The organism is Streptomyces sp. NPDC096132 (assembly GCF_044763345.1).
Lineage (GTDB): Bacteria > Actinomycetota > Actinomycetes > Streptomycetales > Streptomycetaceae > Streptomyces.
Genome location: NZ_JBIWGA010000016.1, coordinates 89,376 through 114,488 on the forward strand (window position 1 = coordinate 89,376; position 25,113 = coordinate 114,488).

20 protein-coding genes and 1 tRNA gene are annotated in these 25,113 nt (G+C 70.0%); 7 read left to right on the forward strand and 14 right to left on the reverse strand.

Annotated elements, in window-relative coordinates:
- Window positions 1–15: 15 nt before the first annotated feature.
- A complete protein-coding gene (locus ACIRF9_RS32975; RefSeq protein ID WP_403829635.1) occupies window positions 16–1,302 on the forward strand; it encodes a flavin-containing monooxygenase in 1,287 nt (428 codons plus the stop codon).
- 221 nt (window positions 1,303–1,523) lie between these two features.
- Here the strand turns inward: ACIRF9_RS32975 and ACIRF9_RS32980 are convergent, their stop codons facing one another.
- The 10 genes from ACIRF9_RS32980 to sucC form a co-directional block, all read right to left on the reverse strand.
- On the reverse strand, window positions 1,524–2,684 hold the full coding sequence (locus tag ACIRF9_RS32980) for a tryptophan dimethylallyltransferase family protein (protein ID WP_403829637.1): 1,161 nt from the start codon (window positions 2,682–2,684) through the stop codon (window positions 1,524–1,526).
- 245 nt (window positions 2,685–2,929) lie between these two features.
- A complete protein-coding gene (locus ACIRF9_RS32985) occupies window positions 2,930–4,279 on the reverse strand; it encodes a cytochrome P450 (protein ID WP_403829639.1) in 1,350 nt (449 codons plus the stop codon).
- Window positions 4,280–4,287: 8 nt separating this feature from the next.
- Window positions 4,288–4,881, reverse strand: a complete 594-nt coding sequence (locus tag ACIRF9_RS32990) for a GTP-binding protein (protein WP_403829641.1) — start codon at window positions 4,879–4,881, stop codon at window positions 4,288–4,290.
- A complete protein-coding gene (locus ACIRF9_RS32995) occupies window positions 4,856–5,233 on the reverse strand; it encodes a DUF742 domain-containing protein (protein WP_403829642.1) in 378 nt (125 codons plus the stop codon). Before ACIRF9_RS32995 ends, ACIRF9_RS32990 begins: the two co-directional genes overlap by 26 nt.
- The gene (locus ACIRF9_RS33000; RefSeq protein WP_399097849.1) at window positions 5,230–5,631 is read right to left on the reverse strand and encodes a roadblock/LC7 domain-containing protein; all 402 of its coding nucleotides are present in this window, start codon (window positions 5,629–5,631) and stop codon (window positions 5,230–5,232) included. Before ACIRF9_RS33000 ends, ACIRF9_RS32995 begins: the two co-directional genes overlap by 4 nt.
- Complete coding sequence (locus ACIRF9_RS33005; RefSeq protein ID WP_403829644.1) at window positions 5,628–6,800, reverse strand: ATP-binding protein; 1,173 nt, start codon at window positions 6,798–6,800, stop codon at window positions 5,628–5,630. The genes ACIRF9_RS33000 and ACIRF9_RS33005 overlap by 4 nt, the downstream gene beginning before the upstream one ends.
- A 628-nt stretch (window positions 6,801–7,428) precedes the next feature.
- Window positions 7,429–7,513, reverse strand: a tRNA-Leu gene (locus ACIRF9_RS33010).
- A 308-nt stretch (window positions 7,514–7,821) separates the two neighbouring features.
- Window positions 7,822–9,363, reverse strand: a complete 1,542-nt coding sequence (locus tag ACIRF9_RS33015; protein WP_403829646.1) for an aldehyde dehydrogenase family protein — start codon at window positions 9,361–9,363, stop codon at window positions 7,822–7,824.
- Window positions 9,364–9,373: 10 nt separating this feature from the next.
- On the reverse strand, window positions 9,374–10,258 hold the full coding sequence (gene sucD, locus ACIRF9_RS33020; RefSeq protein WP_403829649.1) for a succinate--CoA ligase subunit alpha: 885 nt from the start codon (window positions 10,256–10,258) through the stop codon (window positions 9,374–9,376).
- Between the two features lie 14 nt (window positions 10,259–10,272).
- Window positions 10,273–11,403: an ADP-forming succinate--CoA ligase subunit beta gene (sucC, locus tag ACIRF9_RS33025; protein ID WP_403829652.1), complete on the reverse strand. Its 1,131-nt coding sequence runs from the start codon at window positions 11,401–11,403 to the stop codon at window positions 10,273–10,275.
- Between the two features lie 144 nt (window positions 11,404–11,547).
- Between sucC and ACIRF9_RS33030 the strand changes: the two genes are divergently transcribed.
- The 4 genes from ACIRF9_RS33030 (at window position 11,548) to ACIRF9_RS33045 (ending at window position 18,135) form a co-directional block, all read left to right on the forward strand.
- Window positions 11,548–13,230, forward strand: coding sequence for a thiamine pyrophosphate-binding protein (locus ACIRF9_RS33030; protein ID WP_403829654.1), 1,683 nt, complete (start codon window positions 11,548–11,550; stop codon window positions 13,228–13,230).
- A gap of 11 nt (window positions 13,231–13,241) precedes the next feature.
- Window positions 13,242–14,474, forward strand: coding sequence for a formyl-CoA transferase (gene frc, locus ACIRF9_RS33035; RefSeq protein WP_403829657.1), 1,233 nt, complete (start codon window positions 13,242–13,244; stop codon window positions 14,472–14,474).
- 4 nt (window positions 14,475–14,478) lie between these two features.
- The gene (locus tag ACIRF9_RS33040) at window positions 14,479–16,629 is read left to right on the forward strand and encodes an acetate--CoA ligase family protein (protein ID WP_403829660.1); all 2,151 of its coding nucleotides are present in this window, start codon (window positions 14,479–14,481) and stop codon (window positions 16,627–16,629) included.
- A 117-nt stretch (window positions 16,630–16,746) separates the two neighbouring features.
- Complete coding sequence (locus ACIRF9_RS33045) at window positions 16,747–18,135, forward strand: OFA family MFS transporter (protein WP_403829663.1); 1,389 nt, start codon at window positions 16,747–16,749, stop codon at window positions 18,133–18,135.
- Between the two features lie 406 nt (window positions 18,136–18,541).
- Here the strand turns inward: ACIRF9_RS33045 and ACIRF9_RS33050 are convergent, their stop codons facing one another.
- From ACIRF9_RS33050 to ACIRF9_RS33065, 4 genes are all read right to left on the reverse strand, one after another.
- On the reverse strand, window positions 18,542–19,219 hold the full coding sequence (locus ACIRF9_RS33050) for a GntR family transcriptional regulator (RefSeq protein ID WP_403829666.1): 678 nt from the start codon (window positions 19,217–19,219) through the stop codon (window positions 18,542–18,544).
- 205 nt (window positions 19,220–19,424) lie between these two features.
- Window positions 19,425–20,372 carry a beta-ketoacyl-ACP synthase III gene (locus tag ACIRF9_RS33055; RefSeq protein WP_403829668.1) on the reverse strand — a complete coding sequence of 316 codons (948 nt, stop codon included), beginning with the start codon at window positions 20,370–20,372 and terminating at the stop codon, window positions 19,425–19,427.
- 171 nt (window positions 20,373–20,543) lie between these two features.
- Window positions 20,544–20,687 (reverse strand): hypothetical protein, encoded by a 144-nt coding sequence (locus ACIRF9_RS33060; protein ID WP_166663585.1) that lies wholly within the window; start codon window positions 20,685–20,687, stop codon window positions 20,544–20,546.
- On the reverse strand, window positions 20,653–21,996 hold the full coding sequence (locus ACIRF9_RS33065; RefSeq protein WP_403829670.1) for an OFA family MFS transporter: 1,344 nt from the start codon (window positions 21,994–21,996) through the stop codon (window positions 20,653–20,655). Before ACIRF9_RS33065 ends, ACIRF9_RS33060 begins: the two co-directional genes overlap by 35 nt.
- Before the next feature lie 226 nt (window positions 21,997–22,222).
- Here ACIRF9_RS33065 and ACIRF9_RS33070 point away from each other — a divergent pair, with 226 nt between their 5' ends.
- Both ACIRF9_RS33070 and ACIRF9_RS33075 read left to right on the forward strand, forming a co-directional pair.
- A complete protein-coding gene (locus ACIRF9_RS33070) occupies window positions 22,223–23,194 on the forward strand; it encodes a 2-dehydropantoate 2-reductase (RefSeq protein WP_403829672.1) in 972 nt (323 codons plus the stop codon).
- Window positions 23,191–25,110, forward strand: coding sequence for a molybdopterin oxidoreductase family protein (locus tag ACIRF9_RS33075; RefSeq protein WP_403829674.1), 1,920 nt, complete (start codon window positions 23,191–23,193; stop codon window positions 25,108–25,110). Before ACIRF9_RS33070 ends, ACIRF9_RS33075 begins: the two co-directional genes overlap by 4 nt.
- Window positions 25,111–25,113: the final 3 nt, after the last annotated feature.

Genomic DNA, 25,113 nt, shown 5'->3' on the forward strand with positions numbered 1-25,113 from the left:
TCTGTGGGGGGTCCCGTGCGTGTGTGTCTGATCGGTGCAGGCCTGTCGGGACTGGCGACGGCTCATGCGCTGAAGTCCGAGGGCGTCGACTTCGTCTGCCTGGACCGGGCGCGCGAGGTGGGCGGGCTCTGGCGGCAGCCGTCGGCCGGTGAACGCGGCCCGGGCTATCTCTCGCTCCACCTCAACACCAACAAGCAGCTGACCGGTTACGCCGACTTCCCCATGCCGGCCTCGTACCCCGTCTATCCCCGGCACAGCGACTTCGCCGCCTACTTGCGTTCCTTCGCCGAGTGGGCCGGCGTCCTGGACCACATCGAGCTGGAGACGGCCGTCGAGTCGGTACGGCAGGACGCCGACGGTTCGTGGACGGTCGTCAGCCGGGACGCCGGCGGCGCTCGCCGAGAACGCGCCTTCACCCAGGTGATCGTGGCCTCGGGGCACAACACCGAGCCCGTCCTGCCCCCTCCGCCGCCGGGTGCCGACACCTTCGAGGGAAGGATTCTGCACGCGCTGGACTACCGCGACGGCAGCGACTACACCGGCGAGCGCGTCGTCGTCGTGGGGCTCGGCGCCTCGGCGGTGGACATCGCCGCGGACGTCTCCCGGTACGCCGCGCAGACGGTTCTCTCCGTGCGCCGGGGCCTGCACATCCTGCCCAAACAGCTCTTCGGCATGCCCCTGGACGACGTCGCCGAGGCCCCGTGGTGGACGAGCATGTCCCTGGAGGAGCAACGGCGGTTCATCGAGCAGGCCCTGCTCGTGGCGCGGGGCAAGCTCTCGGACTACGGCCTGCCCGAGCCGGACCACCCGATCTTCGCGTCGGCCGTGACGATCTCCGACGAGATCCTCACCCGTATACGCCACGGCGGGGTCACTCCGCGGCCCGCGATCGACTTCGTCGAGGGCGACCGGGTGGTGTTCACGGACGGCACCTCCGCAGCCGCCGACGCCATCGTCTACTGCACCGGTTACCGCATGGCGTTTCCGTTCCTGCCCGCCGACTGCCCGATCGGCGCGCAGGGCTCGGTCGAGCTGTACAAGCGGGTCGTCGCGCCGGGCCACCCCGGACTGCACTTCATCGGTCTGGTCCGTCCGCACGGTTCGATCACCCGGCTGGTGGAGGCCCAGTCACGCTGGGTGGCACGGCTCGTCGCGGGGCGGGCCGTCCTCCCGGAGCCGGAGGTCATGCGCAAGGAGATCAGCGCCTACCTGGGCGGAATCGCGGGCCAGTACGGTCAGGCGCAGAGCGCGTCGATCCAGGTCAACGTGGCACCGTACCTGGAGGAGTTGCGCGCGGAGTGACGGCGGCCCGAGGGCCGGCGTGGGACAGGGGTTCGGTGCGCGGAGGCCGTCTTCGCGGGCCGGACCCCTTGGCCGTGCCGCCGCCCGGGCGGTCTGGGCGGCCTGCGCGTCCACATGGTCGTGGGGGGAGGGGAGCGGTTCGACGACGCCGGCGTACGGCTCCCCTCGGAATTTCTGTGGTGCGGGTTACTGCGGTACCGCTGTCGGTGCGGTGCCGCCGGCTACCGTCCGGCCGTGGCTTCGGCGGGTACGGGGGCGGCGGGCGGGCGGACCTCGTACGCCTCCGAGGAGATGTACGTCATGATCCGGGGCGGGCGGCCGTGCTGGTGGGCGAGGCCCAGGTAGGCGACGAGTCCGACGCCGTCCTCGGGTCTGCGGGAGGTGACGGCCGCCAGGGCGGGTTGCAGCGGTGCGGGGTCCATGCCGTAGCGCCGCAGCAGTGCCGTGGCGCGGGCCAGGGCCTCGCCGTCGTGGGGGGCGTGGTCCCGTACCGGGACGTAGAGGGTGAAGCCGCCGGGCCGGCCGGCTGCCGTGTCGGTGAAGGCGTGGCAGGTCTGCAGGGGCCGGCGGACGATCCGTGGCTGCGGCCCGCCGTCACCGGCTAAGCCGTCGGCCCCGGTTTCGGGTCCGGTGGCGGCGCGGAGGAACTCCTCGATCTCCGCGGGTTCGGGGCCGTCGTCCATGCGGGACAGGCCGCCCACCTGAGCCGCCGGCAGGTCGTGGTGCGCGAGGTAGACCTTCACCCGTGGTTCGTCCCAGTCGCCGAGGTCCAGGGCGAAGAACAGATGACGGTCCCCGTCGGGGAGCGCCTTGAAGGCCCGGCGGTGGCCGAGACGTTTCAGCGCCTTGCGGACCGTCTTCGCCGCGTGTGCGGGTCCGTTCGCCGCGGGGTTGAGGTAGGCCTTGACCCGGGGGACGCCGCCAGGGCGCAGTTCCAGGGCGCACCACAGGGCCAGCGGGCCCTCGGGGGACGGCGGGAAGAACAGGTCCTCCAGTTCGTCGAGAGGGGTGGTCGTGACGCCCCAGCGTCCGGCGAGTTCACGCAGGACCCGCAGTCCGGTACGGCCGCTGCGCGCCAGTCCGCCGGCACCGGCGCCCGGCTCCAGCAGGACCCTCAGGGTGGGTGCCCTGCCGGGTTCGAAGGAGAGCGAGTACTCCACGGGCGTGTGGTCGTCGGAGAGGAAGCTGTCGCTGGGCGGCGGCAGATCCAGCGGCCGCCCGGAGACGGGGCCCAGCGCCTCGACGAGTGTGCGCGCGTAGATGTGGGAGTCGACGTCGGGAAGCCCCGCGATCTCGCTCAGCCGCAGCAGCTGACGTGTCACGTGAGCGCCCAGCGTGCCCGCGTCGGGCGCCTGCGCGGCCCCGGGTTCGGACCCGGTCACCGCCCCTCCCCCGAAGGGAGGCGACGAACAAGAAGATACCCGCCTGGCGGGGCGGGTATCAGGGGCTGCACGACGATGGGGGGTCGTATGAACACGGCGTCCGCGGATATGTGATCCACGGCACCTCCTCTGTCTCGTGAGTAACACGGAATGCCGCGTTCCTCACTACCCCAGAGGTTGAATCGTCATGCAATCGTGAAGAGTTGGGAGGTGTTGTGAGAATCACCCCGTTGTCCTGTTGTGCATCACCTCGTCAGCCAGTTGAGGAACTGGCTCCACACGCCTCCGCGTTCGCCCCTGCCGCCCCTCGCGGTGCGCTCGGCGCCGACATGCGTCTCGGCGGTGGCCTGGGGCTCGGGCCTACGCACGGGCTGGACGGGGGTGAACTTGGCGGGCAGCGCGGCGAGTCCGCGGTTGAAGGGGCCGGGCCGCCAGGTCAGGCTCTCGACGGGGACGGCGAGTTCGACGTCCGGCACCTTGTTGAGCAGGTTCTCGATGGCCGTCACGGTGATCTGGCGCGCGGGGTCCTTCGAGGGGCAGGCGTGCGGGCCGGCGCTCCATGACAGATGGGCGCGGTTGCTGCCCGCCTGCCGGGCCGCGGTCAGGGCCGGACCGGTGTTGGCGGCGGCGAAGCTGACCAGGACCAGGTCGCCCGCCTGCAGCTTCTGCCCGGCGAACTCCATGTCCGAGGCGGGGTAGTGGGCGCCCAGGTTCTGCATGGGCGGGTTCTCCCACAGCGTGTCGTCGATCGCCTCGTCGATGAGACCGCCCTGGTGGGCGTACTTGTCTTGGGTGAGCAACCGGTGCAGGGTGTTGCCGATGAGGTTGCGCAGCGGTTCGTTGCCGCCGACCATCAGCAGGGCGAGCTGATGGACCATCTCCTCGTCGGTGAGCTTGGCGGGGTGCTGGCTCAGCCAGGAGGTGACGTCGTCGCCCGGCCGTGTCCGCTTGAGCGCCACCAGTTCGCCGACCGCGCCGAACAGCACCCCCATCGCCTGCTCGGCGTTGACGCCGTCGAACATGCCGGTGATGCCGAACACGATGCGGTCGCCGATGTCGGCGGGCACACCGAAGAGTTCGTTGAACACGAACAGCGGCAGCTGCTTGGCGTAGTCGCCGAGCAGGTCGGCCGAGCCGCGCGAACCGAACTGGGAGATCAGGTAGTTGGAGACCTGCTCGGTGCTCTGGCTCACCTTGCGCGAGTCGATGCGGGCCATGCTGTCCGTGATGGCCTGACGCAGCCTCAGGTGCTCGGCGCCGTCGCTGAACATGGCGTTGGGGCGGTACGCCAGCACCGGCGCGACCGGGCTGTCGTGCGGGATCTTGCCTTCGCCGAGGTCCCGCCAGCGGCGCGCGTCCTTGCGGAACGAGCCGGAGTCCTGCAGGAGTTGGAGTGCGGTCGCGTAGTCGGTGACGAGGGTGGCCTCGACTCCCGGGGAGAGCTCGACGGGCGCGGTCGGCCCGTAGTGGCGGAGGTAGGCGTAGTAGGCCTGCGGGTCGGCCGCGAACTCCGGCCCGTACAGCGGCACTCTGCCGCCCGAGTTGTGCGCCGGGCACCCGGGCGGGGGCACGGGGGCGGTGGGTTGGGCGTCCATGTCTGCTCCTAGTGGGCACGGTCCTGCAGGTGGCGGACGAGAGTGATCAGCGCTTCGGCCGAGGACTTCTCGTCTCGTGCGTCGCAGGTGACGACGGGGGTGTCGTCGAGCAGGTCCAGTGCGTCGCGCAGGGCCATCTCGTCGCGCAGCGGCGAGCCGTCGAAGTGGTTGACGGCGATGGCGTAGTCGAGTCCGTACTGCTCGATCAGGTCGATCACGGCGAAGGAGTCCGCGAGTCGCTCGGGGTCGACGAGCACGAGCGCGCCGAGCGCGCCGCGCGCCATGTCCTCCCACATCTGCACGAAACGCTGCTGGCCCGGCGTTCCGAACAGGTACAGCACGACGCGGTCGCTGATGGTCAGACGGCCGAAGTCCATGGCGACCGTGGTGGTGGTCTTGCCCTGGACTCCCTTGAGGTCGTCGACCGACTCGGCGGCCCGGGTCATCGTCTCCTCGGTGGACAGCGGATCGATCTCGGAGATCGCCCCGATGAACGTGGTCTTGCCCACCGCGAAGTGGCCCACGACGAGGATCTTCACCGCCGTCTGCGTCGCGCCCTCGCGGACGTACGCATGCTCATCCAAACTTGGCCCTGAGACCATTCAGCACCTCCTCCAGGATCTCCCTGTCGGCGAGCGGTGCCCGCTGTACGGGCGGGCGGGTGACGAGGTAGCCGCCCTCGGTGAGGGCGGCGAGGAGGATCTTGACGACACCGAGGGGCAGTTGGGTGTGCCCCGCGATCTCGGCGACCGAGAGGTAGCCCGCCGAGCACAGGTCGAGCAGGCTCTGCTCCTCCGGGGACAGCCGGGTGGGCCGCTGCTGCTCGTCGGCGGCGGCGGTGACCAGGGTGATGAGGGAGAGCTTGTCCTCGTCGGGCAGTCCGCGTCCCTTGGTGATGACGTACGGACGCACTAATTCCGGCGTCTGGGGCTCCAGTTCGTCGAAGCCGGTCATGACCGTACGCCGAGGTTCTCGCGCGGCGGTGTCGTCAGGGCCTTGCCGAGCTGGCCGACGAGCTGCTGCATCCGGAAGGTGATGTCCTGCATGTCGACGTCGGGCGAGGCGGAGACGCCGAGGTAGGCGCCCTCGCCGGCGGAGATCAGGAAGACCCAGCCGCCGTCGAACTCGACCAACGTCTGCCGCCACCGCTGGTTGGCGTCCTCGCAGAAGAAGGCGAGCGAGCGGCTGAGCGACTGCACGCCGCTCATCGCGGCGGCCACCCGGTCCGCGTCGTCCTTGCCGAAGTCCTGCGTCCGTGCCATCAGCAGGCCGTCGGCGGAGATCAGGACGGCGTGCAGGGCCCCGGGAATCTCCAGGGCGCTGTCAAGCATCCATGACAGATCGTCGTTCACGAGAACTCATGCCCTTCGCTGCTTGCACCACGGGTGCTGCTCGACTGTTCCGCGGGGTCCGTCTGCGAGGCCCGGCCCGACCGGGTGCCTCGCTGGAAGGCGCCCATGATCGCCGCCGTCTCCGCACCCGAGCGGGCGGGGCCGGAGCCGTTCGACGCGCTGCCGGGCACGATGGCCATCGGCCGCTTGCGGCGCCGCTTCGGCAGCCCGTCGGGGGTGGTGGTCATGGCCAGCGGGGCCTCGGGGCCACTCGGGGCCGGTGCGGCCGTCACGGGGGGTGCGACGGGCGCCGGCTCCTTCTGCTCGGGCGCGTTGGTGAGCAGGTCGTGCGGCAGGAGGAGGACGGCGCGGACACCTCCGTACGGGGAGCTGGAGTCCACGGACACCTCGAAGCCGAAGCGCTCGCTGAGCACGCCGATCACGGCGAAGCCGAACTGCGGCGGGTTGCCGAGCGCGGAGACGCCGGAGACGCGCTCACTGGTGAGGAGTTTCTCGGCGCGGGCCCGTTCCTCGTCGTTCATACCGACACCGGCGTCGTCCACGACGATGCAAATGCCCTTGGGCACGGTGCGGATGTTGATTTCGACGACGGTGTCCGGGCTGGAATAGCTGGTGGCATTGTCGAGCAGCTCGGCGAGGGCCAGTGCCACCGGTTCGACGGCGCGGCTGGTGATGCCGAAGTCGACCTGCGAGAGAATTTCCACCCGCCGGTAATGCCGGACCCTGCCCTGGGCGCTGCGGACGACGTCGTAGACCGACGCGACATCGCGCTGACGTCCGAGCCAGCCGTCGCAGAGCACGGCGATGGACTGGGCGCGGCGGCCGAACTGGGAGTTGGTGTGGTCGATCTCCAGCAGGTCCTGGAGGATGACCGACTCACCGTATTTGTTCTGCAGCCGGGAGACAATCAACTGCTGTTCCGCGGCCAGGCCCTGGAGGGTCCGCATGGCGGACTTCAGGACCGTTTTCGTAGCCTCTTCGGCTCTTTCCTGAGCTGCCTCGACGGATTTCGCGTACCCGTTCTCGAGCTCGGTGTGACGAGCCCGGAGATCTGCGAACTCCTGCCTTAACGTCCGCGCCGCCCTGCGCTGGCGAACAATGAGGGCGACGGCGACGAGTACGGCGACGAGGAGAGCCCAGAGTACCGGGTTCTGTATGTAATCAGTCATAAGACTCTCTTCAGGCGGCCTCGACTGACGGCCAGTTGCTGAATTCCCGTCAATTGCGGGTGGACCGGCGGACCGCCCGCACCGGGGTTGCCGCCCGGACTGTCCCCGTAGTCGGAGATGTCGTCTTGCACCCATCCGCCCGCTCTACAAGCGAGCGTGATCGTATCACCACAAGAAGACAACACAGACCGTCAATATGGGGATCCTGATGAACATTGACGGACCGTCAGCCGTACGGGAGAGCAGCCTCCGCAACGACACGTGTCAAGGGCGCCGCAAGGCAAGTGATAAACGGGCTTCCGCGACATTCAGGGGTAATTCATAGGGCTGCCGGACCGGGCAATCACGGAACGGAATCCACTCGGCACACAGAGTGGGAAGGGCCGGCCGGACGCACGGTCCGGCAGCGAGGTTCATGCCGCCGCCGAAAGCGGCGAGCGGGACGCGGTCACCGACGGCGAGCCGGCCCTGGCGGCGGGCCGCGCCGAGCGGCCGGGAGGGAGACGGTGCCCGTCCGGAAGAAGTGTGAGCCGTCGGAGACGGTCGCCGGCGAGGCGGGCAAGCCGACCGCAAACGCCTTGTGCGGGCCGAGCTGGGCTCGACCCGCACAAGATGGAATCACAGAGAGTGTCCGAGGGGGGACTTGAACCCCCACGCCCGATAAAGGGCACTAGCACCTCAAGCTAGCGCGTCTGCCATTCCGCCACCCGGACAACGTGTCTGTCGCTCGAAGGGGTGTTCCCCGCGGCGACATGGACAACAATACCAAGGTTTCGGAGTGCGTTTCACCTGCATATCCGCCCGCCGGGCAGGTGACGGGTCCGGGGCCCGGACCCGTCACACCGTGCCACGGACCGGTCACGTCCCCGCGGATTCCTCCACCGGGGACGTGATCGCGGGGCGCCCGCCACCACGGTCGCGGTCCGTCCGTCCGGTCGCGCCGGCCGGCACTCACCGCGCCCCGTGGGTATCCGGCCGCTCACCGGAGGTGACCGCCGGTCGTCTGCGCCGGGACGAGTGGTCAGGGCATCAGCTGGTACTCCGGGAAGTTCCCCGGCAGCCTCTCCCCCACCGGCCCCCGGGTCACCGCGCGCACCAGGAGTTCCCCGCCGACGAACGCGCCGCGCCAGGACGCGCCGAACCCGCCGAAGAGTTCCTCGCGGTCGCCGCGCGAGCGGGGCCGGCCGTGGCCGACCTTGAAGGCGCGGATCTGCGGGGACAGCCGGTCGTAGGTGGCGCGGTCGTCCGTGGACAGGGTGGCGACGAGCGCGCCGTTGGACGCGTTCATCGCGGCCAGCAGCTCCGCCTCCGTGTCGACCAGGACGATCGTGTCGACCGGACCGAACGGCTCCGCGTGGTGCAGCGGCGAGGACGGCGGCGGACCCAGCAGCGTGACGGGCTGGACGTACGCCGAGGTGTCCTGGCCGGGCAGGAAACGGGCGTCCGCCAGACTGCCCCGGTACAGGGGGACGGCACCGCGGTCGATGGCCTCGGCGACCTGGTCGCGCAGGTCCTTGGCCTTGGCCGCGTTGATCACCGGTCCGAAGTCCAGCCGGGGGTAGGGGTCGGCGCGCTGCTCCACGGCCAGCGGATGCCCGAGGGTCAGCGTGCGCACCGCCGGGAGGTACGCCGCGAGGAACGCGTCGAACAGCTCACGCTGGACGACGAACCGCGGATACGCCGTGCAGCGCTGCTTGCCGTAGTCGAAGAGCTTGGGGATCACCGCCGTCAGGGTGTCCCAGTCCGAGTAGTTCCAGATGCCCCAGGTGTTGAGTCCCTCCTGTTCGAGTACATGCCGTTTGCCGAGGTCGGCGACGGCCGTGGCCACCGCGGCGCCGGTGTCGCGGCCGCCGACGAAGGAGACACAGCCGATCTCGGGCGCCCGCACCAGCGCCTGGGACAACTCGCCCCCGCTGCCGCTGACGAGGGTGACGGGGATCCCCTCCCGGGCGGCCAGCGCACAGGCCAGGGTCAGACAGGCGACACCGCCGTCGGTGGGGGTCTTGGCGATGACCGCGTTGCCCGCAAGTGCCTGCACCAGCACTGCGTGAACGAGCACGCTCATCGGGTAGTTCCAGCTCGCGATGTTGGAGACCGGGCCGTCCAGCGGAGCCCGGCCGGCCGTCATCTCCTCGATGCCGTCGACGTACCAGCGCACCCCGTCGACGGCCCGGTCGACGTCGGCCTGCGCGAGCCGCCACGGCTTGCCGATCTCCCAGACCAGCAGCAGGGCGAGGAGTTCACGGTGCTCGGCGAGGGCGTCGAGGGTGGCGGCGATCCGGGCCCGGCGCTCGTCGAGCGGCACATGCCGCCAGGCGCGGTGCTGATCGAGCGAGGCACGGACCGCTTGGTGCGCGGTGGCCCGGTCCAGACGCGGAGGTCCCACGATCGGGCTGCCGTCGACCGGGCTGGTGGCGGGCAGCGTACGGCCGTCCGCCTGCCAGCCGGCGTTCCAGAGGTTGAGGACACGGTCGTCGCGGAATGCCTCCGGGGCGACAGCGAGGCAGCGCCGCCAGGCGTCGGCCCAGGAAGTACCTGACTTGAGGGTGAGGGTGGTGGCCATGGGAGTGCGGTCACGCCCCTTCGTCGAGTACGGCGAGGGCGAGCCGCGCGGTCTCGGTGGGCGTATCGCCCACCCGTACCCCCGCCGCCTCCAGCGCCTCCTTCTTCGCCTGCGCGGTGCCCGACGAACCGGACACGATCGCGCCCGCGTGCCCCATGGTCCTGCCCTCGGGCGCGGTGAAGCCGGCGATGTAGCCGACCACGGGCTTGGTGACGTGGTCGCGGATGTAGGCCGCCGCCCGTTCCTCCGCGTCACCGCCGATCTCCCCGATGAGCACGACGAGTTCGGTGTCGGGGTCGTCCTGGAAGGCGGCCAGGCAGTCGATGTGGCTGGTGCCGACCACCGGGTCGCCGCCGATGCCGACGCAGGTCGAGAACCCGATGTCCCGCAGCTCGTACATGAGTTGGTAGGTGAGCGTGCCGGACTTGGAGACCAGTCCGATACGGCCCGGCTTGGTGATGTCGGCCGGGATGATGCCCGCGTTGGACTGGCCGGGGGTGATCAGGCCGGGGCAGTTGGGACCGATGACCCGCGTGCCGCGTGCCTTCGCGTACGCGGCGAAGGAGACGGAGTCGTGGACCGGGATGCCCTCGGTGATGACGACGGCGAGACCGATCCCGGCGTCGGCGGCCTCGGTCACCGCCGCCCTGACGAAAGCCGGCGGGACGAAGACGACACTCACATCGGCGCCGGTCGACTGTATACCGTCGGCGACCGACCCGAAGACGGGTACGGCGCGGTCGTCGAAGTCGACGGTACGGCCCGCCTTGCGCGGGTTGACGCCGCCGACGACGTTCGTGCCGGCCGCGATCATGCGCCGGGTGTGCTTCATACCCTCGCCTCCGGTCATGCCCTGGACGAGGACCTTGCTCTCCTTGGTGAGGTAAATGGCCATGGCGTCCGGTCTCCTCAGGCTGCGGTGGCGAGGTCGGCGGCGCGGCGGGCGGCGCCGTCCATGGTGGTGGCCTGCTGGACCAGGGGGTGCCGGCGCTCGTCGAGGACGGCGCGCCCCCGGGCCGCGTTGTTGCCGTCGAGCCGGACGACGAGCGGCTTGGTCAGCCGTACGGTGTCCAGGGCGCGCACGATGCCCTCGGCGACCGCGTCGCACGCGGTGATGCCGCCGAAGACGTTGACGAAGACGGACTTCACGGCGGGGTCGGCCAGGACGACCGCCAGTCCGTCGGCCATGACCTGCGCGGACGCTCCGCCGCCGATGTCGAGGAAGTTGGCGGGGCGGGCGCCGCAGCCCGCGACCACGTCGAGGGTCGACATGACGAGTCCGGCGCCGTTGCCGATGATGCCGACCTCGCCGTCGAGCTTGACGTAGTTGAGGCCCCTGGCCGCGGCGGCCGCCTCCAGCGGGTCGGCGTGCCCGGCCTCGACCGCGCCCCAACGGGCCTGCCGGAACGACGCGTTGTCGTCGAGCGTGACCTTGCCGTCGAGGGCGAGGAGCTGCCCCTGCCGGGTGCGCACGAGCGGGTTGACCTCGACGAGCAGGGCGTCCTCGCGGACCAGGACCTGCCACAGCCGCACGAGGACGTCGACGGTCTGCGAGGGGAGTCCGGCGGCCTCGGCGATCTCGGACGCCTTGGCCGAGGTGACGCCCACGGCCGGGTCGACGGGGATCCGGGCGACCGCCTCGGGCCGGGTGGCGGCGACCTCCTCGATCTCCATGCCGCCCTCGGCGGAGGCGATCGCGAGAAACCGGCCGGCCGCGCGGTCCAGTACGTAGGAGACGTAGAACTCGGTCTCGATGTCCACGGGCTGGGCCAGCATCACCGTGCCGACCGTGTGCCCCTTGATGTCCATGCCCAGGATCTGACGGGCCGTGAGCTCGGCGGCGGCCGGGTCGACGGCGAGCTTGACGCCTCCCGCCTTACCACGCCCACCGGTCTTGACCTGGGCCTTCACCACGACCCTGCCGCCGAGGCGGCGGGCGATCGCCCGTGCCTCCTTGGCCGAGCCGGTCACCTCGCCCCTCGGCACGAGGAGGCCGTGTTCCTCGAAGAGTTCCCTTGCCTGGTGTTCGTACAGGTCCATTCCGGCTCCTGTCTGAAAGTGCCGCACGCCCCCTGGACACCACCCACCGGATGCGGGATAACAAGCTTCATACAGTATTCGTCGACTGTATGCAATGTACCGCAGACGGCATCCCACCCCCCTACGAAGGGACAGGACTTCGCCATGCCCGACGACACGCAGGACGTGATCTCCGGCGGCCATCTCGTTGCCAAAGCCCTGAAGGCGGAGGGGGTCGACCGCATCTACACCCTGTGCGGCGGCCACATCATCGACATCTACGACGGCTGCGTCGACGAGGGCATAGAAGTCGTCGACGTACGCCACGAACAGGTCGCCGCGCACGCCGCCGACGGCTACGCGCGCATCACCGGCAAGCCCGGCTGCGCGGTGGTCACGGCCGGCCCCGGCACCACCGACGCCGTCACCGGTGTCGCCAACGCCTTCCGCGCGGAGTCCCCGATGCTGCTGATCGGCGGTCAGGGCGCGCTCACCCAGCACAAGATGGGCTCCCTGCAGGACCTGCCGCACGTCGACATGATGGCGCCGATCACCAAGTTCTCGGCGACCGTGCCGGACACGGCGCGCGCGGCCGACATGGTGTCGATGGCGTTCCGCGAGTGCTACCACGGCGCGCCCGGGCCTTCCTTCCTGGAGATCCCGCGCGACGTCCTGGACGCCAAGGTTCCCACGCCGAAGGCGCGCGTCCCCCGGCCGGGCGCGTACCGTGCCTCGACCCGCTCGGCCGGCGACCCCGAGGCGGTCGAGAGGCTCGCCGACCTCCTCGTGCACGCCGAGAAGCCCGCGATCCTGCTGGGCAGCCAGGTGTGGACGACCCGCGGCACGGAGGCCGCCGTCGAACTGGTGCGCACGCTGAACATCCCGGCGTACATGAACGGCGCCGGCCGCGGTGCCCTCCCGCCCGGCGACCCGCACCACTTCCAGCTGTCTCGCCGGTACGCCTTCTCGAACGCCGACGTCATCGTGATCGTCGGGACGCCCTTCGACTTCCGGATGGGCTATGGAAAGCGGTTGTCGGCGCAGGCGACCGTCGTCCAGATCGACCTCGACTACCGGACCGTCGGCAAGAACCGGGACATCGACCTGGGGATCGTCGGCGACGCCGGCCTGGTGCTGAAGTCGGTGACCGAGGCGGCCTCCGGACGCGTCAACGGCGGCGCGTCGAAGCGCAAGGAGTGGCTCGACGAACTGCGCGCCGCCGAGCAGACCGCCCTCGAGAAGCGGCTCCCGCAGCTGCGCTCGGACGCCTCCCCCATCCACCCGTACCGCCTGGTCAGCGAGATCAACGACTTCCTCACCGAGGACTCGATCTACATCGGCGACGGCGGCGACATCGTCACCTTCTCCGGGCAGGTCGTCCAGCCCAAGTCCCCCGGCCACTGGATGGACCCGGGCCCGCTGGGCACCCTCGGCGTCGGCGTCCCCTTCGTGCTCGCGGCCAAGCAGGCGCGCCCCGACAAGGAGGTCGTCGCCCTCTTCGGCGACGGCGCGTTCTCCCTCACCGGCTGGGACTTCGAGACCCTCGTCCGCTACGACCTCCCGTTCGTCGGCATCGTCGGCAACAACTCCTCGATGAACCAGATCCGTTACGGCCAGGCCGCCAAGTACGGCGTGGAACGCGAACGAGTCGGCAACACCCTCGGCGACGTCCACTACGACAAGTTCGCCCAGCTGCTGGGCGGTTACGGCGAGGAGGTGCGCGACCCCGCCGACATCGGCCCCGCCCTGCGGCGCGCCCGCGAGTCGGGGAAGCCCTCGCTGATCAACGTCTGGGTGGACCCGGACGCGTACGCCCCCGGAACCATGAACCAGACCATGTACAAGTGAGGTGAACGCCCATGACCGCCAGGGCACTCGAGGGCATTCGCGTCCTCGACATGACCCACGTCCAGTCCGGGCCCTCCGCGACCCAGCTGCTCGCCTGGCTCGGCGCGGACGTCGTCAAGCTGGAGGCGCCCTCCGGTGACATCACGCGCAAGCAGCTGCGCGACCTCCCGGACGTCGACTCCCTCTACTTCACGATGCTCAACTGCAACAAGCGGAGCATCACCCTCAACACCAAGACCGAGCGCGGCAAGGAGATCCTCACCGAACTGATCCGGCGTTCGGACGTGATGGTGGAGAACTTCGGACCGGGCGCGGTCGACCGTATGGGGTTCACCTGGGATCGCATACAGGAGATCAACCCCCGGATCGTGTATGCGTCGATCAAGGGGTTCGGCGACGGACCGTACACCGCCTTCAAGGCGTACGAGGTCGTCGCACAGGCCATGGGCGGCTCGATGTCGACCACCGGCTTCGAGGACGGGCCGCCGCTGGCGACGGGCGCGCAGATCGGCGACTCGGGCACAGGAGTGCATACAGTAGCCGGAATATTGGCGGCACTCTTCCAGCGTGAGCAGACCGGCCGCGGCCAGCGCGTCAACGTGGCCATGCAGCACGCCGTGCTCAACCTGTGCCGGGTGAAGCTGCGCGACCAGCAGCGCCTGACCCACGGGCCGCTCGCCGAGTACCCCAACGAGGACTTCGGCGACGAGGTGCCCCGCTCCGGCAACGCCTCCGGCGGCGGACAGCCCGGCTGGGCGGTCAAGTGCGCGCCGGGCGGCCCCAACGACTATGTGTACGTCATCGTGCAGCCCGTCGGCTGGCAGCCGATCAGCGAACTCATCGGCCGGCCCGAGCTGGCCGACGACCCCGAGTGGGCGACTCCGCAGGCCCGGCTGCCCAAGCTGAACAAGATGTTCCAGCTGATCGAGGAGTGGTCCTCGACGCTGCCGAAGTGGGAGGTGCTGGAGCGGCTCAACGCCCACAACATCCCGTGCGGGCCGATCCTGTCCACCAAGGAGATCATCGAGGACGAGTCGCTGGTCGCCAACGAGATGGTGGTCCGTGTCCCGCATCCCCAGCGCGGCGAGTTCGTGACGGTGGGCAGCCCGCTGAAGCTCTCCGACTCCCCCGTCGAGGTGACCTCCTCCCCGCTGCTCGGCGAGCACAACGAGGAGATCTACGTCGGTGAACTCGGCCTCGGCGACGAGGAGTTGCGCCTTCTCAAATCGAACGGGGTGATCTGAGGTGATGGCCGAGGACCGGATCCTGCGGGTGCGCACGCTGCTCGACGCGGTGCGGGCAGAGGGGCGCGCCGCGCTCACCGCGCCGGAGGGCAAGGTGATCGCCGACGCGTACGGGATCGCCGTACCGGGCGAGGAACTGGCCACGGACGTCGAGGAGGCCGTGGCGTACGCGGCCCGCTTCGGCGGACCCGTGGTGATGAAGATCGTCTCGCCGGACATCCTGCACAAGACCGACGCCGGCGGTGTCGTCGTGGGCGTGGAGGGGGCGGCGGACGTACGGGCCGCGTTCCACCGGATCGTGGAGAACGCGCGGGCGTACGACGCCGGGGCACGCATCGAGGGGGTGCAGATCCAGGAGCTGCTGCCGAAGGGCCAGGAGGTCATCGTCGGCGCGGTGACCGATCCGACCTTCGGGAAGGTCGTGGCGTTCGGGCTCGGCGGGGTGCTCGTCGAGGTGCTCAAGGACGTCACCTTCCGGCTCGCGCCGGTGGACGCCGACGAGGCGCTGTCGATGCTCAAGTCGATCCGGTCGGCGGAGATCCTGCGCGGGGTGCGCGGGCAGGCCGGCGTCGACCGGTGGGCGATCGCCGAACAGATCCGGCGGGTGTCCCAACTGGTCGCGGACTTCCCGGAGATCGCGGAGGTGGACCTCAATCCGGTGATCGCCACGCCGGAGGGGGCGGTCGCCGCCGACATCCGGGTGATCCTCGCCGCGTCACAGCCGGCATCTCGTCGACGGTATACACGCGACGAGATCCTGTCGACGATGCGCCGTCTGATGCAGCCACGCTCCGTCGCCGTCATCGGCGCCTCCAACGAGCAGGGCAAGATCGGCAACTCGGTGATGCGCAACCTCATCGACGGCGGTTTCGCCGGGGACATCCATCCGGTGAACCCCCGGGCCGATGACATCTTGGGGCGCAAGGCGTACAAGAGTGTCACCGACGTTCCCGGTGAGGTGGATGTGGCGGTCTTCGCGATCCCCGCCAAGTTCGTGGCCTCGGCCCTGGAGGAGGTGGGACGCAAGAACATCCCGAACGCCGTGCTGATCCCCTCCGGGTTCGCGGAGACCGGCGAGCACGAACTCCAGGCGGAGATCGTGGCGATCGCCGAGCGGTACGGCGTACGCCTGCTCGGGCCCAACATCTACGGCTACTACTCGACGTGGCAGGACCTGTGCGCCACGTTCTGCACGCCGTACGACGTCAAGGGCGGGGTGGCGCTGACCTCGCAGTCGGGCGGCATCGGGATGGCGATTCTCGGGTTCGCCCGCACCACGAAGACGGGCGTGTCGGCGATCGTCGGGCTGGGCAACAAGTCGGACCTGGACGAGGACGACCTGCTGACCTGGTTCGGCGAGGACCCGCACACCCAGTGCATCGCGATGCACCTGGAGGACCTCAAGGACGGGCGCGCCTTCGTCGAGGCCGCGCGGGCGACCGTGCCGAAGAAGCCGGTCGTCGTCCTCAAGGCGGGGCGTACGGCGGCCGGTGCGAAGGCGGCCGGGTCGCACACCGGGGCGCTCGCGGGCGACGACGCCGTGTACGACGACATCCTCCGGCAGGCGGGTGTCATCCGGGCGCCGGGCCTGAACGACATGCTGGAGTACGCGCGCGCGTTGCCGGTGCTGCCCACCCCGCAGGGCGACAACGTCGTGATCATCACCGGCGCCGGCGGCAGCGGCGTCCTGCTGTCCGACGCGGTCACCGACAACGGCCTGACCCTGATGGAGATCCCGCCGGACCTGGACGCGGCGTTCCGGGAGTTCATCCCGCCCTTCGGGGCGGCGGGCAACCCGGTCGACATCACGGGGGGCGAGCCGCCGTCGACGTACGAGGCGACGATCCGGCTCGGTCTGGAGGACCCGCGCATCCACGCGCTCGTCCTCGGCTACTGGCACACCATCGTGACGCCGCCGATGGTGTTCGCGGAGCTCACCGCCCGCGTGGTCGCCGAGTTCCGTGCACGCGGTATACAAAAGCCCGTCGTCGCGTCGCTCGCCGGCGACGTCGAGGTCGAGGAGGCCTGCCAGTACCTGTTCGAGCGGGGGGTCGTGGCGTACCCCTACACGACCGAGAAACCGGTTTCCGTGCTGGGTGCGAAGTACCGCTGGGCGCGGGCCGCAGGTCTGTTGGGGGGGCGGTTCATGAGGTGACGCGGAGGGGGCCGGCCGACGGGTGCGCGTCGGCCGGCCCCGGGACCCGTGCGCGCACGAAAGGCATTGGACAGGGGGCGCTGGCCAGAACTTTCGACGCAAGGGGTGCTGAGCGACATGACAACAACCGACTACTCGATGTCCCTCCCCTACCGGGAGGTGACGGACCGCAACGGCCGCGTGTACCGGATCGGCGAGTCCGACGTCGACATCATGGGCCGCGCACGCAAGTGGATGGTCATCCTGCCCTGGGTGGGCATGATGGGCATCAGCTCCGCCGAGTACGCGTTCACGTCGGCGGAGGACACGCTCCACGAGGCCCACCTGTGGAGCAGCGGACACATCTTCTGGCTGATGGGCGTCTGGGTGTTCTTCCAGGCGGCCGTGGCCTTCCCGGCCGGACAACTGCGGGAGAGCGGCAGGCTGCCCGCCCGTACGGCGATGCTGATCGGCGCGGTCGGGACCCTACTGGGCTATCTCTCGCTGGCGTACGCCCCGAACGTGCTCGTCGCCTACTTCGGCTTCGGCATGTGCAGCGGCATCGGCGCCGGTCTGGTGTATGCGACCTGCGTGAACATGGTCGGCAAGTGGTATCCGGAACGCAAGGGCGGCAAGACCGGCTTCGTCAACGGCGGCTTCGCCTACGGCTCCGTGCCGTTCGTGTTCCTGTTCACCTCGTACATGGACCTCGGCAACTACAAGGGCGTACTGGCCTCGGTGGGTGTCGGGCTGTGTCTGGTGGTGGCCACGGCTGGCTGGTTCTTCCGGGACCCGCCGAAGAACTGGTGGCCCGCGCACGTCGACCCGCTGAAGGCGACCGACGACCCGAAGATCCGCCGGGCGCTGGCGAAGAACCCGCCGGCGGTCAAGCAGTACACACCGAAGGAGGCCGCGCGCACCCCCGTCCTGTGGATGATGTGGTTCTGTCTGCTGTGCACGGCCGGCATCAACATCTTCGGCATCGCCTTCCAGGTGCCGTTCGGCAAGGACATGGGCTTCGCGGGCGGAATCGTGGCCACGGCGATGTCCCTGAAGGCGATCGTCAACGGCACCGGCCGCGGTGTCATCGGCTGGATCTCCGACCGCTACGGCCGCCGCAACACGCTGATCATCGTGTGCCTCGTGCTCGGCACCGCGCAGTTCGGGGTGCTGGTCTCCGGTCAGATGGGCAGCATGCCGTTCTTCCTGTTCTGCTCGATGGTCTCCGGCTTCGGCGGCGGCGCGATCTTCCCGCTGTTCGCGGCCATGACGGCCGACTACTTCGGTGAGAACAACAACGCCAGCAACTACGGGATGGTCTACAGCTCGAAGCTGATCTCGGGGCTCGTCGGCTCCGGTATGGGCGCGGTCGTCGTCGACCACTGGGACTACGAGGGCGCGTTCGTGCTCGCGGGTTGCATCGGGCTGGCCTCCGCCGTGCTGGCGCTCTTCCTGAAGTCCCCGGGCGCGCCGAAGGCCCGGAGCATCGTCCCCAACCCGCAACCGCTCGGCGAGGAGATGGCGTAGACAATGACGGCGGACCGCATCGCGGCGCACGGGTGATCTGGCTGCCGTGGATCGCCACGACGGCGATCAGCGCCGCCTAGGGGTATATGGCCATGGGACCCGCCGCAGCCGTGGCGGGTCCCCAACCTGTCTGCGGGGCACTGCAGTTCATGAGGCCGATCAGCGGCGTGGCGAACTCCTGCCGACAGCAGGCCTGTTCGGTGGCGATCCGGGCGCGGGCGTGAGGAAGACCCCTCCGCCTTCTCACCGAACACCCGCACACGGAACCGGCGTTGGCCCTCGCGGGTGGTGTGGCGCTGTTCCTCACCGGGGGACGCAGCCTGCCGCTCGCGCTCGGGCTGCGTCCCGTACGGTTCCGGCTCGGTGCCGGCCGCCAGGCCCGCAGGGGCATGCGCCCCGGGATGGCTCAGGACTTGGCGCGGTCGTGATACGAGCGACGGGTGTGCTCGGTGTGCTCCCGCATCAGCCGGGTGGCGAGTTGCTCGTCGTGATCGGCGATCGCGGCGATCAGGTCGCGGTGCTCGATCCAGGACTGGTGGCCGCGCTGCCGGGCCACCGGCGTGTAGTACCAGCGCACCCGGCGGTCGACCTGCGCGGCCAGTTCGGCGAGGACCGCGTTGCCGGCCAGCTCCATGACCTTGGCGTGGAAGCGGGCGTTCAGCGCGACGGCGGCGTCCACGTCGTCACTGGCGACGGCCAGCTGTCCCTGGGCCTGGATCTCGTCCAGGGCCTCGATACCGGCCTTGTCCGCGTGCGCGGCCGCGAGCCGGGCCGCCTCGGCCTCCAACAGCGTACGGACCGTGAGGAGTTGGTCGGCCTCCTCCTCGGTCGGCTCGTGCACGAACGCGCCCTGGGCGGGCCTGAGGTCCACCCAGCCCTCGGTGTTGAGCCGCTGCAGCGCCTCACGCACCGGCTGGCGGGAGACGCCGAGATGATTCGCCAGTTCGCTCTCGACGAGGTGCTGGCCGGGCTGGAGGGCGCGTGTGGTGATCAGCTCGAGCAGCGCCTCGTAGACACGGTCACGCAGCGGTCCTGGCCGTTCGAGCTTGGGCACCGCACCCTGCGGCAGTCCTGTCGACAACATCGGTCGGTTCCCCTCCTGGGCAGCGCCGGGCCGCAACTGCAGCCGGAATAGCCACGAATGCGAAAGACGTACCGGATTCGGCTGTCCACTGTGTACTGCGTACTGTCTACAGCCGAGTATCGATTGTCTTTCGTCTACAGTCTACGGCGCACTGTAGCCAGTCCCCGGGGCAGTCGGACGCGTCACACCCCCTGGAGCACGCCGCTCACGGGCAGCGTACGACCTGCCCCGCGTACGACAGATTGCCGCCGAAGCCGAACAGCAGCACCGGGTCCCCGGTGGAGATCGCGCCCTGCTCGACCAGCTTGGAGAAGGCGAGCGGGATGCTGGCGGCGGAAGTGTTGCCCGAAGCGGTGACATCGCGGGCGACCACCGCGTTGACGGCGCCGATCTTCTGCGCGAGGGGTTCGATGATCCGCAGGTTCGCCTGGTGCAGGACGACGGCGGCCAGCTCCTCGGGGGTGAGACCGGCCCGCTCGCAGGCCTGCCGGGCGAGCGGCGGCAGCTGGGTGGTGGCCCACCGGTAGACGCTCTGCCCCTCCTGCGCGAACCGCGCCGGCTGCCCCTCGATGCGTACCGCGTGCCCCATCTCGGGCACCGACCCCCACAGCACGGGCGAGATACCGGGCTCTGCGCCGTCGGGACAGGCCTCGACGACCGCGGCGCCCGCCCCGTCGCCGACGAGCACGCACGTCGTACGGTCGGACCAGTCCGTCACCTCGGACATCTTGTCCGCGCCGATGACCAGCGCGCGGGTCGCCGCGCCCGCGCGGACGGTATGGTCGGCGGTCGCCAGGGCGTGGGTGAAGCCGGCGCACACGACGTTGACGTCCATGGCGGCCGGGCGCGGAACGCCGAGGCGGGCGGCGACCCGGGCGGCCATGTTGGGCGAGCGGTCGACGGCGGTGGAGGTGGCGACCAGCACGAGGTCGATGTCGGACGGCGCGAGGCCGGCCGCCGCGAGCGCCTTGGCTGCGGCGTGCGCGGCCAGCTCGTCCACGGGCTCGTCGGGGCCTGCGATGTGACGCGTGTGGATGCCCACCCGGCTCCTGATCCACTCGTCACTGGTGTCGACCATGCCCGCCAGGTCCTCGTTGGTGAGCACCTTGGCGGGCTGGTAGTGGCCGACGGCGGCGATGCGCGAGCCGTTCATTGGGGGTCCCCCTCGTTGCCTTGGGTAGCGGGATCCACCAGTCTGATCAGTGACTCGCGGGTACGAGGACAGGTGTTGCGACAGGAAACGGGCGCCGGGGTTGTCGGCTTCCCTCTAACCCTCGGACGCCCGAACACTTCCCGAACACCTGCCCATGAGCAGCGCGAACGGCTATCCGGTGAACAGTTTCGTCGCCTTCTGCACGAGTTCGTACAGACCGTAGGCGAGCGGCGCGCCCACCCACAGCCAGGCGAACGCGATGAGCGGCCGGCGGTCCGGCTCAGGCGGACTCGGGCTGCTGTCGGGCTGCGACATCGACGGCCTCCTTCGGGGCGGGGACGTGGTGGCGGGCGTCGACGGGGCGGACCAGCTCGTTGGCGACGAAGCCGACGGCGAGCAGCCCGATCATGATGAACAGGGACAGGGAGTAGAGGTCCGAGCCGTGCTTGCCGGCCTCCTCCTGGCGGTCGGCGATCCAGTTCACGATCAGCGGGCCCAGCACGCCGGCCGTGGACCAGGCGGTGAGCAGCCGCCCGTGGATCGCGCCGACCTGGTAGGTCCCGAACAGGTCCTTGAGGTAGGCGGGGATCGTGGCGAAGCCGCCGCCATAGAAGGAGAGGATCACCAGGGCGCAAAGGATGAACAGCGGCTTGGACGAGTCGCCGAACAGGGCGATGAGCGCGTACATCAGCGCGCCCACGCCCAGGTAGAGGCGGTAGATGTTCTTCCGGCCGATGAGGTCGGAGGTGGACGACCAGCCGATGCGGCCCGCCATGTTCGCGGCGGACAGCAGCGCGACGAAACCGGCCGCCGCGGTGGCTGACACCGTTGTCGAGGTGTCGGCGAAGAAGTCCGTGATCATCGGGGCGGCCTTCTCCAGGATGCCGATGCCGGCGGTCACGTTCATGCAGAGGACCACCCACAGGCACCAGAACTGCGGGGTGCGCACCGCGGAACGCGCCGAGACCTGTACGCCCGTGACACTGGCCGGCCCGTCCGCGGTCGCGGTCGCGGCCTGCACGGTGCGGGGCACGCGGACCAGCAGCACGCCGAGGGTCATGAAGACTGCATACGACATCCCGTGGACGAGGAACGCGAGGGCGATCCCGGAGGAGTCGGCGCCGAAGGACTCCAGCATCTGCGCCGACCAGGGCGAGGCGATGAGCGCGCCGCCGCCGAAGCCCATGATGGCGATGCCGGTGGCCATGCCGGGCCGGTCCGGGAACCACTTGATCAGGGTGGAGACCGGCGAGATGTACCCGATCCCGAGGCCGATGCCGCCGACGAAGCCGTAGCCGAGGACGATCAGCCAGTACTGCTCGGTGGCCGCACCGAGCGCGGAGATCAGGAAGCCGGAGGAGAAGCAGACCAGGGCGACCGTCATCGCCCAGCGCGGCCCGTTGCGCTCGACGAGCGTCCCGCCGAACGCGGCGGACAGACCGAGCATGACGATGGCGAGCTGGAAGGGCAGCGCGCTCTGGGTGCCACTGAGGTCGAGCGCGGACTCCAGCGGCGGCTTGAAGACGGACCAGGCGTAGGCCTGGCCTATGGAGAGGTGGACCGAGAGGGCGGCCGGGGGCACGAGCCAGCGGCTCCAGCCGGGCGGTGCGACAGGGGGACTCATGAGCACCGAACCGTAGGCAGCCGCACGGTAGTTGAAAAGGCGGCGCGTCGACCGTATGCGCTGAGCGGTATGCGGCATGCGGCGAACGGTCGGACCGGCCGGTTTCCCCCGACGCCGCAGGTGCTGCGCGAACCCTTGCCGCCCCCACCGCCATACTGTAGACAATATTCAGTCGACAGTGTTCGGCAGTTCCTCGGTACCCTCGACCGAACGGAGCTCCTTCACCATGAAAGTCGCAGTTCTCGGCGCCGGTGCGATCGGCGCCTACGTCGGTGCAGCGCTCCATCGCGCGGGCGCCGACGTGCACCTCGTCGCCCGTGGACCCCATCTGGCGGCCATGAGGCGGGACGGGGTGCGGGTGCACAGTCCGCGCGGCGACTTCACCGCCCGCGCCCACGCCACCGACGACCCGGCCGAGATCGGCCCGGCCGATGTCGTCTTCCTGGGCCTGAAGGCCAACTCGTACGCGGCGTGCGGGCCGCTGATCGATCCCCTGCTGCACGACACCACGGCGGTGATCGCCGCCCAGAACGGCATCCCCTGGTGGTACTTCCACCGGCACGGCGGCCCCTACGACGGCCACCGCGTCGAGAGCGTGGACCCCGACGGCGCGGTCAGTGCGGTGCTCGCGCCCGAACGGGCCATCGGCTGCGTGGTGTATGCCGCGACCGAACTCGAAGCACCGGGCGTCGTACGGCACTTGGAAGGCACCCGGTTCTCGATCGGCGAACCGGACCGCGGTGTCTCGACCCGGTGCGCGCGGTTCAGCGAGGCCATGCAGGCGGGCGGGCTCAAGTGCCCGGTGGAGCCGGACCTGCGCAACGACATCTGGCTCAAGCTGCTGGGCAACATCTCCTTCAACCCGATCAGCGCCCTGGCCCGCGCCACCATGCGGCAGATGTGCCTGCACGGCGGCACCCGCCGGGTCATCGAGACGATGATGCGCGAGACCCTGGCCGTCGCCGAGGCCCTCGGCTGCGAGGTGGGCGTCTCCATCGAACGTCGCCTCGCCGGCGCGGAGAAGGTCGGCGACCACCGCACCTCCACGCTCCAGGACCTGGAGCGCGGCAAGCCGCTCGAACTCGACGTACTCCTCGCGGCGGTCGTCGAGTTGGCGGAGATCACCGGCGTCGAGGTGCCCACCCTGCGCACCGTGCACGCCATCTCGGACCTGCTCGCGCTGAGGAGCGCCGCATGAGGAAACGGCAACCGAAGACCTACACAAGGCTCACCCACCCCCTGGTGCGCGACTCCCGCGACGAACCCTTCCGGCAGGCGAGCTGGGAGGAGGCACTCGATCGCGCGAGCCGGGGACTGGAGCGCAGCCGGGGGGCGTTCGGCATGTTCTCCTGTGCCCGCGCCACCAACGAGATGAACTACGTGGCACAGAAGTTCGCGCGGGTCGTGATGGGCACCAACAACGTCGACTCCTGCAACCGCACCTGTCACGCGCCCAGCGTCGCGGGTCTGTCGGCGGCCTTCGGCTCGGGCGGCGGGACGTCGTCGTACGAGGAGATCGAGCACACCGACGTCATCGTGATGTGGGGCTCCAACGCCCGCTTCGCGCACCCGATCTTCTTCCAGCACGTGCTGAAGGGGATCAGGAACGGCGCCCGGATGTACGCGGTCGACCCGCGCCGCACCTCCACCGCCGAGTGGGCGGAGAGCTGGCTCGGCCTGAACGTCGGCACCGACATCCCGATGGCGCACGCGATCGGCCGCGAGATCATCCAAGCGGGCCTGGCCAACGAGGCGTTCATCGAGCGGGCGACCTCCGGCTTCGAGGAGTACCGGGCGCTCGTCGAGCCCTGGACGCTGTCGCTCGCGGAGAAGGTGACGGGCGTACCGGCCGCCGCCATCAGGGAGTTGGCGCACGCGTACGCCCGCGCCGAGCGCGCCCAGCTGTGCTGGACCCTCGGCATCACCGAGCACCACAACGGCACGGACAACGTGCGCGCGCTGATCAACCTGTCGCTGCTGACCGGCCATGTCGGGCGCTACGCAAGCGGGTTGCAGCCGCTGCGCGGCCAGAACAACGTCCAGGGCGGCGGCGACATGGGCGCCATCCCCAACCGTCTGCCCGGCTTCCAGGACATCCTCGACCCCGGGGCCCGGCTGAGGTTCGAGTCGGCGTGGGGGAGCGTCATCCAGCCGCACTACGGGCTGAACCTGACGGAGATGTTCGAGGCGATGGAGGAGGGCACGCTGAAGGCCGTGTACTGCATCGGGGAGAACCCGGCGCAGTCGGAGGCGGACAGCGAGCAGGCCGTACGGCGCATACGGCAGCTGGACTTCCTCGTCGTGCAGGACATCTTCCTCACGAAGACGGCCGAACTGGCCGACGTCGTGCTGCCCGCGACCGCCGGCTGGGCCGAGACGGACGGGACGACCACCAACAGCGAGCGGCGAGTCCAGCGGGTCCGCAGGGCGCTCACGCCGCCCGGTGAGGCGCGCGAGGACATCGACATCATCTGCGACCTCGCGGCCCGGCTCGGCCACGACTGGAAATACGCGGACGCCGAGGCCGTGTGGAACGAACTCCGTTCGGTCTCCCCCGACCACTACGGCATGACCTACGAGCGCCTGGCGGAGCACCAGGGCCTCCAGTGGCCCTGCCCGAGCACCGAGCGCGTGGAACCCACCTATCTGCACGGCCGGTTGTGGGAGAAAGAGCCGCAACGGCGTGGCCCGCGGGCGCCGTTCGGGATCGTGCGGCACGACCCCCCGGTCGACCTGACCGACGAGCGGTATCCGATCCGGCTGACCACCGGGCGCCGCCTGGACTCCTACAACACCGGTGTGCAGAGCGGGAGTTTCGCCTCCCCGCTGCGGCGCGGCGAGTTCGTCGAGCTGTGCCCGGAGGACGCCGAGCGGTACGGGGTCGTGGTCGGTGAGGAGGTGCGGGTCGCCTCGCGGCGCGGGACGGTCGTCGCGCCGGTGTGGATCGACACCGCGCTGCGCCCGGGGCTGGCGTTCATGACGATGCACTTTCCCGACGAGGTGGACACCAACCAGCTGACGATCGAGGCCAATTGCCCCATCGCGGGGACGGCGGAGTTCAAGGCGTCGGCGATCCGGATCGAGAAGCTCCCGGCCCCGGCCTACGTGAGGTGATGT

Bases quoted from the DNA above. Each gene is read 5' to 3' on its own strand.
- ACIRF9_RS33015 (WP_403829646.1), bottom strand. From the start codon at position 9,363: ATGGCCACCACCCTCACCCTCAAGTCAGGTACTTCCTGGGCCGACGCC.
- sucC (WP_403829652.1), bottom strand. From the start codon at position 11,403: ATGGACCTGTACGAACACCAGGCAAGGGAACTCTTCGAGGAACACGGC.
- ACIRF9_RS33030 (WP_403829654.1), top strand. From the start codon at position 11,548: ATGCCCGACGACACGCAGGACGTGATCTCCGGCGGCCATCTCGTTGCC.
- ACIRF9_RS33055 (WP_403829668.1), bottom strand. From the start codon at position 20,372: ATGAACGGCTCGCGCATCGCCGCCGTCGGCCACTACCAGCCCGCCAAG.
- frc (WP_403829657.1), top strand. From the start codon at position 13,242: ATGACCGCCAGGGCACTCGAGGGCATTCGCGTCCTCGACATGACCCAC.
- ACIRF9_RS33060 (WP_166663585.1), bottom strand. From the start codon at position 20,687: ATGTCGCAGCCCGACAGCAGCCCGAGTCCGCCTGAGCCGGACCGCCGG.
- ACIRF9_RS33050 (WP_403829666.1), bottom strand. From the start codon at position 19,219: ATGTTGTCGACAGGACTGCCGCAGGGTGCGGTGCCCAAGCTCGAACGG.
- ACIRF9_RS32995 (WP_403829642.1), bottom strand. From the start codon at position 5,233: ATGACCGGCTTCGACGAACTGGAGCCCCAGACGCCGGAATTAGTGCGT.
- ACIRF9_RS33005 (WP_403829644.1), bottom strand. From the start codon at position 6,800: ATGACTGATTACATACAGAACCCGGTACTCTGGGCTCTCCTCGTCGCC.
- ACIRF9_RS32990 (WP_403829641.1), bottom strand. From the start codon at position 4,881: ATGGTCTCAGGGCCAAGTTTGGATGAGCATGCGTACGTCCGCGAGGGC.
- ACIRF9_RS32985 (WP_403829639.1), bottom strand. From the start codon at position 4,279: ATGGACGCCCAACCCACCGCCCCCGTGCCCCCGCCCGGGTGCCCGGCG.
- ACIRF9_RS33075 (WP_403829674.1), top strand. From the start codon at position 23,191: ATGAGGAAACGGCAACCGAAGACCTACACAAGGCTCACCCACCCCCTG.
- sucD (WP_403829649.1), bottom strand. From the start codon at position 10,258: ATGGCCATTTACCTCACCAAGGAGAGCAAGGTCCTCGTCCAGGGCATG.
- ACIRF9_RS33040 (WP_403829660.1), top strand. From the start codon at position 14,479: ATGGCCGAGGACCGGATCCTGCGGGTGCGCACGCTGCTCGACGCGGTG.
- ACIRF9_RS33045 (WP_403829663.1), top strand. From the start codon at position 16,747: ATGACAACAACCGACTACTCGATGTCCCTCCCCTACCGGGAGGTGACG.
- ACIRF9_RS33065 (WP_403829670.1), bottom strand. From the start codon at position 21,996: ATGAGTCCCCCTGTCGCACCGCCCGGCTGGAGCCGCTGGCTCGTGCCC.
- ACIRF9_RS33070 (WP_403829672.1), top strand. From the start codon at position 22,223: ATGAAAGTCGCAGTTCTCGGCGCCGGTGCGATCGGCGCCTACGTCGGT.